General features: G+C 54.9%; 9 protein-coding genes. 1 reads left to right on the plus strand and 8 read right to left on the minus strand.

Going from position 1 to position 12,321, the window contains the following annotated elements:
- The first annotated feature begins 215 nt into the window (after positions 1 to 215).
- Positions 216 to 953: a hypothetical protein gene (locus AS026_RS12950; RefSeq protein ID WP_028744439.1), complete on the plus strand. Its 738-nt coding sequence runs from the start codon at positions 216 to 218 to the stop codon at positions 951 to 953.
- Between the two features lie 99 nt (positions 954 to 1,052).
- Here AS026_RS12950 and AS026_RS12955 read toward each other — a convergent pair whose 3' ends face one another.
- The 8 genes from AS026_RS12955 to AS026_RS12990 all read right to left on the minus strand — a co-directional run bounded on the left by AS026_RS12955 (position 1,053) and on the right by AS026_RS12990 (position 12,237).
- Complete coding sequence (locus AS026_RS12955; protein WP_028744438.1) at positions 1,053 to 2,048, minus strand: IS30 family transposase; 996 nt, start codon at positions 2,046 to 2,048, stop codon at positions 1,053 to 1,055.
- A 177-nt stretch (positions 2,049 to 2,225) separates the two neighbouring features.
- The gene (locus tag AS026_RS12960; RefSeq protein WP_062369812.1) at positions 2,226 to 2,837 is read right to left on the minus strand and encodes a carbonic anhydrase; all 612 of its coding nucleotides are present in this window, start codon (positions 2,835 to 2,837) and stop codon (positions 2,226 to 2,228) included.
- A 265-nt stretch (positions 2,838 to 3,102) separates the two neighbouring features.
- Positions 3,103 to 4,494, minus strand: coding sequence for an MmgE/PrpD family protein (locus AS026_RS12965; protein WP_062369813.1), 1,392 nt, complete (start codon positions 4,492 to 4,494; stop codon positions 3,103 to 3,105).
- A gap of 357 nt (positions 4,495 to 4,851) precedes the next feature.
- The gene (locus tag AS026_RS12970) at positions 4,852 to 7,056 is read right to left on the minus strand and encodes a methyl-accepting chemotaxis protein (RefSeq protein ID WP_062369814.1); all 2,205 of its coding nucleotides are present in this window, start codon (positions 7,054 to 7,056) and stop codon (positions 4,852 to 4,854) included.
- Positions 7,057 to 7,133: 77 nt separating this feature from the next.
- Complete coding sequence (locus AS026_RS12975) at positions 7,134 to 8,012, minus strand: alpha/beta fold hydrolase (RefSeq protein WP_063805925.1); 879 nt, start codon at positions 8,010 to 8,012, stop codon at positions 7,134 to 7,136.
- Between the two features lie 17 nt (positions 8,013 to 8,029).
- Complete coding sequence (locus AS026_RS12980) at positions 8,030 to 8,986, minus strand: DMT family transporter (RefSeq protein WP_082728514.1); 957 nt, start codon at positions 8,984 to 8,986, stop codon at positions 8,030 to 8,032.
- Positions 8,987 to 9,207: 221 nt separating this feature from the next.
- Complete coding sequence (locus AS026_RS12985; RefSeq protein WP_062369816.1) at positions 9,208 to 10,641, minus strand: NAD(P)(+) transhydrogenase (Re/Si-specific) subunit beta; 1,434 nt, start codon at positions 10,639 to 10,641, stop codon at positions 9,208 to 9,210.
- Positions 10,642 to 10,662: 21 nt separating this feature from the next.
- On the minus strand, positions 10,663 to 12,237 hold the full coding sequence (locus AS026_RS12990) for a Re/Si-specific NAD(P)(+) transhydrogenase subunit alpha (RefSeq protein ID WP_062369856.1): 1,575 nt from the start codon (positions 12,235 to 12,237) through the stop codon (positions 10,663 to 10,665).
- Positions 12,238 to 12,321 lie beyond the last annotated feature (84 nt).

Here is a 12,321-nt window from a genome sequence, read left to right on the forward strand (position 1 = left end):
TGTGACTTCTAATGTAAATGCAACAAGGGCTTAAAGGCTGCTACAGGGCAGAGAGATCAGCCCCCGATCCGACCGGCTGGGCCGGGTTGCAAGGGAGGAACGGGGGCGGGTGATGACGTTCCCCTTTGGCTTTAGCTTTCCCAGTAGCAATTGTTCCGTCGCCGGTTGATACTCGCTTGCACCTGCATGGGGCGGGGTGGGATCAAAGCCGCACGATGCTTCCGGAAATCAACCTGCATGGTGACGTCGACATCGCCGCGCTGTCACCACTTCTTCGCGGCATGCTTCTTGCTGTTGCCTATGCTGACGGTGAGGGTGGCATAGGATTGACGGCGACCGGCGCCATGAACCGCAAGTTCGTGCATTGGGCCGCTGTGCACTTCCTCTGGCCAGGGTTCACAGCCGAAGATCTCTACAGCATGAACAAGGTGCTCAATGAAAGCGACATGCCGCCGCTTTGGGTCGTGCGCGACATGGCCCGTCATCTGAAGCTTCTTCGCCGGAAAAAGGATGTGCTGCTGCCAACCAGACGCGGCCGGGAGTTTTTGGTGAACCCGCAAGCCTTCTTCGATCTGGTCGCCACGGATTATCTCTATTCGTATGTCCACGCCACCGAACGGGAAGAGGAGGTGCAAGCGCGGTTACGCTGGTGGCGCATGTTCCTCAATCTCCTCAATATCAAAGCCAGAGAAGGGTGCACGCCAATGGAGGTTGTGAAGATCCTCTATCCAGACCTGGCGCCTCTCTCGGACACCGAAATGACCATAGAAGCCTGGGAGTTGAAATCCGATCTCCAGTATGGCGTCTTCCAACGCTTATGCTGGCTCGGCTTGCTCTATGAGGCACGAGAGGGGCTCACGCTCCTTCAGGACGGATCCTTCCACAAGACGCCACTTTGGGCAGCCTGCCTGCAGTTGGAATCGGATACGCAAAGCGACATCGGCGTGCATTGACGATCTTTATTCCGCCGCTGGCTGCCTCAATAACGCTTTCTCTCGCCGCGCAATCACCTAGGATCATTCATGAAATCCGTCCTCCGCCCCGACTTGCCGTCATTTGTTCACTTCACGCCTGAACACTTCAGCTGGGGTACAGAAACCAAGGCATTTTCTCGGCGTATTGTTCAACTGATCGATCAGTGATCGTATCGATTCATCAGGAACTGACAGGACAGCAGTATCCCTCGGCAGGTAACGCCGAATCCGCCGATTCATGTTCTCGACGGAGCCTTTTTGCCAGGGCGCAGACGGATCGCAGAACCATGCATCGGTTCCCATTCCTTGCTTCAGTCGCCGCCAGGAGACGAATTCAAATCCGCGATCAAACGTCAAACTTTGCCGGGCATGCCTGGGCAGGGGGCTGAGCACGTTGATGAGCCGCTCCATGATCGGCTTGGACTGCCGGTCGTTGTTCTTGAACAGCATGGTGAACCGGCTCGTCCGCTCGACAACCGTTGCCACATTGGCATTGCCCTGAACCCTTTCGAAGATCATGAGATCGGCTTCCCAGTGACCGAATTCCTTGCGATCGTTGATGGCTTCCGGCCGATGTTTGATCGAACACTCATCTGGAAAGACTGGATTCTGCGGCTTGCGAGCATATCGCGGCCGGCGCTTTCTCCGCCGTTCCGGGAGAAGCCGCGCGAGTTGCTGCCGTTGTCCTTCTGGTGAATAGACATACCGGTAGATCGTCTCGTGACAGACGCTTGCCTTGGCCGCTGGTTCGATCTTCAGTCGTCCAGCAATCTGTTCCGGCGACCAGCCGGATTCCAACTTTCCGATCACTTCGTTCCGCAGATCCTCGCGACGAAAGAGCTTGCCGATCCGCCGGCGCCTTTCGCGCGCCATGTCGTTGGCGGTCATCGCCCAGTAGCCCTCGGCATCGGGGAATTCCTGATCGTGCCAGTAGTTGCGTTTGATCTCCCGGGAGATGGTCGCACGGTCCCGGCCGAGGCGTCTGGCGATCTCAGACTGGCTAAACTTCTGATCCAACATCCTGGAAATCGATCGGCGTTCGTCAAAACTCAAATGCGAAAAGGTACGGCTCAAACCATGGCTCCCGAAAAGCAGGCAGCTTAACGCCTTTGTTGCAGTTCGAGATAGAATGTGCCCAAAATACCACACTTTGTGGCGTAATCGTTTTTATGGAACCGTAGGACCTACAGCAATATTGCGGCGTAAGCGCCTGTTATGGAATTTCCCATCAAATGATGATTACCTGAGAGCTCAGGCAGGATAAGTGTCTGCGCCTTTGACGATTGTGCAGTTCAAATCGGAAATCAACCCATCCTTCAAACCGTAGATCCAACCATGGATGGCGACACCTTTCCCTTTCCGCCACGCTCCTTGCAGTGTCGGCGTGCGCGCGAGACGCTTTACTTGCGCTCTAATTGTGGCTTCGCACAGTTTATCGAGATCAAGATCCGTCCATGTGCCGCATTCCTGACACTGAAAGTCCTGCTGTGCCACGTCGCGGATCGGCTGGAGCCAATTATCAATAAGGCCAAACTGTTGGCCGCTCACAGCCGCACGCACGCCACCGCAGCCATAGTGCCCGCAGACAATGATGTGCTTCACATTCAACTGCTGCACAGCGAACTCGACGACAGACAGCATGTTTACGTCTGTCGGATGGATGAGATTTGCCACATTGCGGTGAACGAACACTTCGCCAGGCTCAAGGCCGGTGATCACATTGGCAGGCACACGGCTGTCGGAGCAACCGATCCAGAGGTATTCGGGTTGCTGAAGGCTTGCGAGCCTATCAAAGTAATCAGCCTTCTCCTCAGTACGGCCCTTCGACCATTCCCGGTTGCGAGTGAAGAGGTCTTCTATCATTAAACTTCCTTACTGACGGCCTTTATGGTCGTCTCGACAACGAAGGTTTTTGAGATCTTCAAGCAAACTCCGAATATCAGGTATTCTAAGTGCTTGCCGAGCTGCAAAACTATTAACCAAGAGCCGCATTAACTTACTTCTTCTCGGCGGCGTAAGCTCCATAGACACTTTCCTACGGCGGAAACGCTCGGGAGTTGGCTATCAAACTTGCCGGCCGGAAGAACGAACAGGCCCATGAGGCCAATATCCGGCAAAAAGGGACCTACTAGCGATTGGGCTGTGTCAGCTTCAGGATATCTGAAATGTCCCGTTCGTGCTCGATATTAAATACACGGTTCATCACTTCAGTCGCATTCTTTTCGCCGATCATTGGCGAGGCCATAGAGAAAAACTTGTCGAGGATTGCAGACCGTGTCATCGGCTTCTCCGGTGAGCCCGACGGAGCTTCCGATGAGGTAGACACAACCTGACCGGAACGCAGCGTGATTTCAACCCGCGCACCAATACGACCTTCTTGATGGAACGTCGTATTGTAATACTCATCGAACTTCACGCTAATTCGTCTGGAATATTCGATCAGTTCGTTATTATGGAGGACACTATCAACGAACCAGCTAGGTCCAGGCTTGTAGCCGTGAAGAAGCATCGTCACGCTATACGGGATAGAGAAGCCAGCATCCACCACGTCAACAGGACCATAAACCTCAAAATCCTGCACCCAGTCGAAAGTGTGGATTTCCAACTTTTCGACGTCGTCAGGACGAAGTTGGTTGCGCTCCATCAATTCCGAAACACAGTCAAGGGCCGAGTGTTGCCAGCGGCAGCAGGAGTATGGCTTGAAGCTGAGCTTCATAACATCGAATTCGACGCCAAGATTCTCTCGCATCGCGCCAAAGTCGACGCGATCCGACCCGGCCATCCTCCAAAATCCCTTATTGCCGTCGAGTATGAATCGGTTGCCAATGAAGCCGTTCTCGGCAAGCAAAGCTGCGGTAAGCCCCGTCCAGCTCGGCCATCCCGTTGGCTCCTTTACCCAGTGTACTGGGCGCTCCTCCTGCTCGAACCCCCACTTTTGCGAATTCGGCAGCGGTGCCGTGGCCCCCGCTATTCCATACGCGTTCAGCGTCTTTTGCAGGTCTAACTTAAGGCATTTGGAGGCTGCGGAAACAGCAGAGAATGTCTGCCAGGTACCCACAAACCAAAGCTCTTTTAGCCGGTCATACGTCGGCTGAATCGCTCTGCCAATACGATTGCCGACATCGTAGCCCACCAATACGGCGTCAAGAAATTCAGCGCCGGTCGACCTTCGGTCTTCGCCGGCCGCGAGCGCTGCGCCAAAAATAGTTCCGGACGGATGACCGATACCAGCCAGGGTTTCCTCAAAGTCGAGAGCGTTTGCCGACGTGCCATTGAGAAGCGCGGCATCTCCGAGTGACAAACTCAAGTCCGCGCCAACAATCGTTGCCCCGCCTCCGTTACCGGCTTTTGTTAGCGAGCAAGCCATTGTCTGGCTCAACTGCGTCTGGATCCCTCCCATCATACAGCCCAGTGTATCCAACACGAACAGCTTTCCCTGCTCGACTACGTCGGTCGGATAAGTCTCAAATGATGTCGAGACTGCATATTCGGCAAGTTCTTTGGTGACCCATTCCGTCATATCGACCCTCCAGTGGATTGGACCACAAGGACCGGCGAACGACGCGGTGCCTTGTTGTAACATGCGTGCAACTACCGACCTTAATTTTCGGGCGTAGCGGCATTCAAATGAGATTTTGAGGGGGAATCATTAGATAAACTAATTCGGTACTGTGTGAGATTTGTTTGTGAAGTATCTGCACGAACCGAGTAAAGTTGACGGCCGAATTAAAATTACGGACAGGGTCCAAGGCCATCCGCTGAGACGGCATTGGACGCTGTGTCGCTTTTGGTGTGAAAAACTTTCTCTAGTGGGCACCTAGGTAGCAAAATCAGAAGGATAGCTGCCCGATATCCCGACCAAGCGTATACTATTTGATCAAGACTGTGTGCCTGCAACTAATCGCACCCGGGAGGTCGTATAGGTTCGCCTTTCTTCAACTTGGAAACGCGCTATGGTTTGGGCGAGTGCCTCCGTCTCATGGGTCAAGCCCTGCGTTGCAGCAGTCGCCTCCTCGACCATCGCCGCGTTTTGCTGAGTAACTATGTCCATTTCGTCTGCGGCTGATGATACCTCGCGGAGACTCGTTGCCTGTTCCCTAGCACTCGCCGCAATCTGACTTACGGTGTCACTCATGGCAACGACCTGCTCTACGATACTCGTCAGGGAAGTGCCACTTTTCTCGACAAGCAGGACGCCTGCGCTCACATGTTGCGATGACATCGAGATCAATACCTTGATCTCTTTCGCGGCCTCCGCGGAACGCTGTGCTAGCTCGCGCACCTCTTGCGCGACGACTGCAAAACCCTTCCCGGCCTCGCCCGCGCGCGCCGCCTCCACACCTGCGTTGAGTGCCAGCAGATTCGTTTGGAACGCAATTTCATCTATCACACCGATGATATTCTCAATTTTGACCGCCGATGCCTGAATCTCGGTCATCGCGTCGACAGCACGCGCGACGATTTTACCACCAACTTCCGCGTCACTACGGGCATGCTCCACGACCATTTTCGCCGAATCTGCACCCACTGCGGTATTGTTGACTCCGCGAGTGACTTCTCCAAGTGCTGCCACAGTTTCTTCCAAGGACGCGGCTTGTTGCTCCGTCCGTCTCGCTAGGTCGTTGGAAGCGGTGGTGATTTCGGCCAGTCCATATCGAATCCTGCTTACTGAGTGAACCACAGCACGCACGGTATCCTCCAATGAGGCAACGGATGAATTGAAGTTTTGTCGTATGGTCTCAAAGTCGCTCGCGACCGGTTCATCCATTCTGACGGTGAGGTCACCCTCAGCAAGCCGCTTCAATGAAGACTGCACGGAGCCAACGAAGTTGCGCAAGTCTTCAGCCTTCGTTTTTTCAAGGGCGGCTTGACGCCGATTGCCGTTTTCCACTTCATCCCGCAATTTTTCTTGATTCAGCTTGCTCTGGACCCCTTCATTGAGCTCCTGGCGAAATTTCTCAAGCGCGTTACTAAGTCGCCCAAGCTCGTCGTGACCTGTATTTGTTGCTACCGCGTCCACGTAGTTTCCAGTCGCCATATTGTTAACAGCAACAGCAACGGTTTTCAGGGGTTTCGCAATGATGAAATGGGAAATGATCCAGATGACGGCCACAGCGACAATCATCAAAAAGGTTCCCGCAAAGATCGTATTGATGATCTCATTCCGGACTGGTGTTAAGAATACCGCTCCAGGCACATCAATCACGGCCGCCCACGTGGCGTTCATTCCAGTAGCGGTAAATGGATAAACAACCCTTACGCCGCCATCAGCCGCTTTGACAATTTGGACCCCTTGCCCTGCAAGCGCCAGTTTGACTTGGTCCACGCCGTCATCCGAGTAGTCCTGCATGAGCTTGCTCCTGTCTGGGTTCGCAAGCCATTTTCCATTGTTAGCGAGCAACATCACGTGACCTCCCTTAAACGGTTCAAGAGAAGCGAGTGATGACGTCAGATCGTCTAACTTGATGTCGACACCGCCAACGGCGACGATCTTGCCGCCGATCCGGATCGGTACCGACACGGACGTGACGAGCTTGTTTGTTGTTGTCAGATATGGCGACGTAACAGCGCTTTTTCCAATTTCCAGAGGAAGCGCGTAGTATTCGTCCGTGACATCGACACTCCAGGTGGAAAACTCCAATGCGCCATCGTCGCGCTTTGTCCAATAGGGAGTGAACAAGCCCTCCTTATTCGCTCCCTCGCTACCTAAAGTTGGTCTTGGGGCATTTTCGCCGGAAAGTTCACACATCCACGTTCCGAAGACCGACTGATAATGGGGCGCAACAGCCCTTAGCACTTGGATCACGTCAGTGCGTTTTGCCTGACCTTCTTGGAACAGGCCGGATAGACTTGCGGCCATCGAGGTGCTCGCGGCGATAGCCTCGACCATTTTGCTTTCGACCTTTTGACTTGATGACGACGCTTTTTCGAGAGCGAGCTCCAAAATTGCGTGTTCCGTTTTGTTTTTAGCCCGGATGGCTGCGAACGTTGTAAAACCTGCCAAAACGAGCGCTAAGGATGCGCTTGTAGCAAGGATGATCTTCGCGGATACGCTTGTTATTTCCTTCACAATTTCCTCCATCGCGACACATCCGCCGCGCGACACGACCCCAAAAAAATATCGGAAAAACGCCCGCAACGCATACAAACAAGAATTAGCTAGCCGAACGTGTGTAAGAACTTCAGCAAATATGCTGCCACCTGATCGGGTGCGTCATGGTGCAGATTGTGACTGGCCCCGGGGACACGATGGAAGGAGGCCCCGCTCAACCGGATACGATCATCCAATGTCGGAGGGTTTAGAGCGATTGAAGGCGGATAAGGTTGGTCACTCCCAATCCAAAGCACTGGCACTTTTATCTCTTGAATCGTTTGCAGCCAGTCCGATGAACGATAAGGCCTGGGAAAAGGGCCCCGGTGGGCGGGATCAAACCGCCAGGTCAATTCTCCATCAGTTCTTTTTGTATGATGTTTCGCGAGAAAGTGTGCTTTGTCTTCAGAGAGATTTGAGTTCGCTCTCATCAGCCGTCGGGCTGCATCTTGTAGACTTTGAAGCGATCGCCCCCGAGGCGGTGTGCGCTTCGCGTCGAGCCACCGACGATAGTGCGCGGTAACCATGTGAGGGTCGAAGTCGGACATCCCGAAGCCATCGAGCGAGACAACTGCGTTGACTTTTTCATGGCGAACGCCTGCGAACATCATGGCTAGATTTCCACCAAGGCTGTGTCCGACGACGGTCAAAGGTTCGCAAAAGAGTTGTTCGACGATCGCATCAATATCGGCAAGGTAGTCCTCAAAGGAATAACCGGATGCTACCCACCTTGTTTCACCAAATCCTCTTAAGTCGGGCGCAACAATCCGATAGTCGCCGGCTAACTCATCAGCAAGAAATTGGAAACTCGCAGAGCTGTCCAAATGACCATGTAGCATCAGGATTGGGCGAAGTGTTGGGCTACCCCACTCTCTGATGCAGTGCCGAATCCCGTTGAAGCTGAGGAAAGATTTCCGTGGCTCGTGCAAGGGTCGATACCGTCTCATGTGCCGGCCTCGGACAGTCACGGAACGTCAAGCGGGAGTTGCGGATCCATTCTGTCGACCGATTTTGATTTTCGATAAAAAATCAAAAGTCCCGCGGCCACGATAATTCCAGACCCCAAGATGGTGGTGGCTGACGGATAGTCGCCGAAAAACATGAATCCAAAAATGATACCCCAAAGCAGTAGCGTATACTGAATAGGGGCGAGGAGGGAGACCGGTGAAAGCTTGACTGCTCGAGTGAGCATAAGGTGCGCCGCCGTCCCTATCATGCCTAGCAGAAGCATTGCGCCCAGCCCGCCGATCGTTACCGGGCGCCAATCGAAAGCTGACAGCGCTCCAGCTCCAATTATTCCCACGAAAGACTGGTAAGATACCAGTACTGCGTCGCTCGTCCTTTCCAGCTTCTTATTGATCACCATGGCCAATGAATACGAGATGCTGCCGGAGATGGCGAAAACTGCCGCAAAGGAGATTACTTCCGATGAGGGTCGGAGCGCGATGACTACACCTATAAACCCGATGATGATGGCAACCCACTGCTTCCAGCCAACCTTTTCCCTCAGGAAAAGATACGATGCCAGAGTCGTATAGATCGGCCCCGCCATGTAGAAGGTAAATACGTCCGCCAACGGCAAATAGACGCAGGCTGCGTAGAATAGTCCTGTATCGACCGTCGCCAGGATAGCTCGGGTCAACTGCAAGCCTGGCCGCTCGATCTGTGAAAAGAGCTTCGATTTAGACCGGATTAGCAGCGGTGTGAGGAGCAGGAATCCACTAACTGAACGTATCGCAACGACCTGCGCCACACCATAGCTAACGACCAGCGCTTTTGCCAAAGCGTCGTTGAGCGCGAACGCGAAGTATCCCAGAAATGCGACACCGACTCCCAGGACCACAGCAGAGGCACCCCAAGGGTGGCTACCGCTATTGCGAGACTGATCATACGCACCTGCCGAGCGGTGACCTATCGTCATGCATTCGGCCCCCTTGCGATGCAATTCCGCAGGTAACTTTCGAAAAATGAAGCTGACAAGAAAGTCATTTGCACACCACAGAGATCAAGAATCAGAGCCATCGTTGCTTGCCAAGGAGAGGTGCGCATGGAGCCGTCGTCAAATTAGAAACGTATGGCTTCACATTGAGTTTTCTCATGCGTCATTGGCAGTCAGCTGTTTGAGAACAGATCACTGATCACTCAGCTGATCATCGGGAGCAGTTTCCCAATACTTTCCTTCGCATCTCCGTAAAACATCCGCGTTCTCTCTTTATAGAACAACGGGTTTTCAATGCCTGAGTAACCCGTACCCTGACCGCGCTTGGATACAAAAACCTGCTTCGCCTTCCAAACTTCGAGGACCGGCATTCCCGCGATCGGCGAATTGGGGTCTTCCTGAGCGGCCGGGTTGACGATGTCGTTGGATCCGATGACGATTACGACGTCCGTTTCATGAAAGTCATCGTTGATCTCGTCCATTTCAAGCACAATGTCGTAGGGAACCTTGGCTTCTGCAAGCAGCACGTTCATGTGGCCAGGCAGACGGCCAGCCACAGGATGGATAGCGAAACGCACATTCTTCCCTGCCGCACGTAACTTACGTGTGAGCTCGGAAACCGCTTGCTGCGCCTGAGCGACCGCCATGCCGTAACCCGGTACGATGATAACGCTGTCGGCGTCGTTGAGCGCCGCGGCGACACCGTCCGCTTCAATGGCGATCTGTTCGCCAATGATCTCCATTGCGGGTCCCGTAGTCGTACCAAATCCCCCGAGAATGACAGAAACGAAAGAACGGTTCATCGCCTTGCACATGATGTAGGAAAGAATGGCGCCAGAGGATCCGACCAGAGCCCCGGTGACGATCAGAAGATCGTTGCCGAGCGTGAAGCCAATGGCGGCAGCCGCCCATCCGGAGTAGCTGTTCAACATCGAGACCACCACCGGCATGTCGGCGCCGCCGATTCCCATGATAAGGTGGTAGCCGATGAAGAAGGCGAGCACCGCCATTAGAAGCAGTGTCCAAACGCCTGCACCATTCACGTATGCAAAAAGAAGGCAGAGCGAGAGAATTGACGCGAATGCATTGAGCAGATGACCACCCGGAAGCTTCTTCGCCTTCCCGTCCACCTTGCCGGCGAGCTTGCCGAAGGCGATGACCGAGCCGGTGAAAGTGACTGCACCGATGAAGACACCAAGGAAGACCTCGACCTTCATGATTGCTAGTTCAACCGGACTTTTGTGGGCGAGGATATCTGCGAAACCGTCGAGAGCGGCACGCGCCGCTTCATCCAAGCCGGCAACCCGTGCCGCCTCGAAATGGGCGTTGAAGCCGATGAAGACGGCGGCAAGTCCAACAAATGAGTGAAGTGCCGCCACCAGCTGCGGCATCTCCGTCATTTGAACTCGGCCAGCTGCGTAGTAACCGAGCACGGAGCCGCCCGCGACCATGAGGAGTATCACGAGCCAGTTGCCGACGCCGGGTCCGAAGACCGTGGCGGCGACCGCAAGCGCCATGCCCGTCATGCCATACCAGACTGCGCGCTTAGCGCTTTCCTGCCCGGAAAGACCGCCGAGCGAGAGAATGAAAAGAACAGCCGCAGAGATATAGGCGGCCGAAACGATGCCGATCGTCATGATATGTTGGCCCCCGGCCGATCAGGATTTTTGGAACATGGCAAGCATGCGTCGTGTCACGAGGAAGCCGCCGACGATATTGATCGTAGCGACGATGACCGACAGAGCCGCCAGGATGACGACAAGCGAGTTCCCGGAACCAACCTGAAGCAGCGCTCCGAGGATAACGATCCCCGAGACCGCATTGGTGACAGCCATCAACGGCGTGTGCAGCGAATGGCTGACATTCCAGATGACCTGGAAGCCGATGAAGCAGGCCAGCACAAAGACCACAAAATGGCTCATGAAGCTCGCCGGTGCAAACGCACCGACGACAAGCAGCAGCGCGGTGCCAAGCGCAAGCAGGATGCCCTGTCTCCTGGTCTGCGTCTTGAAGACTGCCGTTTCTCTGGCCCGCTTGTCTTCCGGCGAGAGCTCTTTGGACTTTTCCTTCGGCTTCTGGGCCGCGATCGCCTGAATCTTCGGCGGCGGCGGCGGGAAGGTAATTGCACCTTCGAAGGCGACGGTCGCGCCGCGGATGACGTCGTCTTCCATGTTGTGGACCAACCTACCGTCCTTGGCTGGCGTCAGATCCGTCATCATGTGACGGATATTGGTCGAATAGAGCGTCGAGGATTGCGCGGCCATTCGGCTGGGAAAGTCTGTATAGCCTACGATGATGACGCCATTGTTGGAAACGACTCGGCTGTCGGCAACGGTCAGGTCGCAATTGCCGCCACGCTCGGCAGCAAGGTCGACAATAACAGAGCCCGGCTTCATCGCGGCAACCATGTCGGCAAGCCAAAGCTTCGGAGCGGCACGGCCGGGGATCAGCGCCGTGGTGATGACAATGTCGATCTGCGGGGCGAGCTCTCGGAATTTCTCCAACTGCTTCTCGCGGAACTCTGGCGAGGACGGGGCAGCATAGCCGCCGGTTGCAGCGCCGTCCTGCTGCGCGTCCTTGAAGTCGAGGAAGACAAATTCCGCGCCCATGCTTTCGATCTGCTCGGCCACTTCCGGGCGCACATCGAAGGCATAGGTGATAGCGCCGAGCGCGGTTGCAGTACCGATCGCGGCAAGACCGGCGACACCGGCGCCGATGACCAAGACTTTCGCGGGCGGCACCTTGCCGGCGGCGGTCACCTGGCCGGTGAAGAAGCGGCCGAAATTGCCGCCTGCCTCGATTACAGCGCGATAGCCGGCTATATTGGCCATCGACGAGAGCGCGTCCATCTTCTGGGCACGTGAAATTCGCGGCACCATGTCCATCGCAATGACATTCACGCCAGTCGACTTTGCCTGCTCGAGCAGATGCTTGTTTTGTGCTGGATAGAATAACGAGATCATCGTCTTGCCCGGAGAAAGCCGCTCAAAGTCGCTCGGCTCCGGCGGTCGCACCTTGGCGATGATATCCGCAACCTCATACAGGATGTCGGTTCCGTCAACGATCGTAACGCCAACCTCACGGAAAGAATCGTCGGAAAAACCAGCCTCCACTCCGGCACCGGTTTCGACAACGCAGTTGTAGCCGAGCTTCTGCAGTTGAAGTGCGCTGTCTGGAGTGATGGCTACACGCCGTTCACCGGGGTATCGCTCTCTCGGGACACCAATGCGCAACTCGGCGGATTCTCGCTTTATCGTCATCTATCTACTCTTGTGTCAGCGAAACTAAAAGGACGCATTTTGCTTGGCCGCATCGCT

Origin of the sequence: Rhizobium altiplani, assembly GCF_001542405.1 — a bacterium.
Lineage (GTDB): Bacteria > Pseudomonadota > Alphaproteobacteria > Rhizobiales > Rhizobiaceae > Rhizobium > Rhizobium altiplani.

Coding starts and splice junctions, on each gene's coding strand:
- AS026_RS12950 (WP_028744439.1), top strand. CDS start 216: ATGCTTCCGGAAATCAACCTGCATGGTGACGTCGACATCGCCGCGCTG.
- AS026_RS12960 (WP_062369812.1), bottom strand. CDS start 2,837: ATGATAGAAGACCTCTTCACTCGCAACCGGGAATGGTCGAAGGGCCGT.
- AS026_RS12965 (WP_062369813.1), bottom strand. CDS start 4,494: ATGACGGAATGGGTCACCAAAGAACTTGCCGAATATGCAGTCTCGACA.
- AS026_RS12970 (WP_062369814.1), bottom strand. CDS start 7,056: ATGGAGGAAATTGTGAAGGAAATAACAAGCGTATCCGCGAAGATCATC.
- AS026_RS12975 (WP_063805925.1), bottom strand. CDS start 8,012: ATGAGACGGTATCGACCCTTGCACGAGCCACGGAAATCTTTCCTCAGC.
- AS026_RS12980 (WP_082728514.1), bottom strand. CDS start 8,986: ATGACGATAGGTCACCGCTCGGCAGGTGCGTATGATCAGTCTCGCAAT.
- AS026_RS12985 (WP_062369816.1), bottom strand. CDS start 10,641: ATGACGATCGGCATCGTTTCGGCCGCCTATATCTCTGCGGCTGTTCTT.